General features: G+C 43.2%; 1 protein-coding gene. It reads left to right on the top strand.

Annotation, left to right across the window (positions count from 1 at the left end; translation table 11 throughout):
• Positions 1-567, top strand: a 567-nt coding sequence (locus R7Q09_RS27330; RefSeq protein ID WP_318144105.1) for a sugar ABC transporter permease, incomplete at both ends; no start/stop codon positions are given.

Here is a 567-nt window from a genome sequence, read left to right as displayed (position 1 = left end):
TCACACTTGGCGAAAACCTACCAGAGGACAACTCAGTTTTCCTACTCGCAGAAGGCATTATTGCTTCGCTAGTGGTGGTATTTGGTTTAGCGGTTTATGTACTCAGCATTAATGACGCCTACAAAAACGGTCAACTGCTTGATGAAGGCCGCCCACTGAACTCACTTCGTGTTCAGTATCGCAATGTCATCAATGCTGGCTTCCCGTATCTGATGATAAGTCCGGGTTTTATCCTTTTAGTCTTTGTTGTTGTGTTTCCGATCATCTTTGGTTTTGCGATTGGTTTTACTAACTACAACCTTTACAACTCACCGCCTGCGAAGCTGGTTGACTGGGTTGGATTGAAGAACTTCTTCAACATTTTCCAAATTAACTTGTGGCGTAACACTTTTATCGATGTGTTGCAGTGGACAGTCGTTTGGACATTAGTTGCATCAACATTGCAATGCACAGTCGGGGTTCTGTTGGCGATTCTGGTTAACCAAAAAGACCTTAAATTTAAGCCTCTGATCCGTGCAATCTTTATTCTTCCTTGGGCGGTACCTGGCTTTGTTACCATCCTTTTTT

The organism is Vibrio sp. 2130-1, assembly GCF_033339515.1.
Note: the sequence above shows the minus strand (reverse complement) of the source record. Positions and strands in the feature narration are given on the sequence as shown.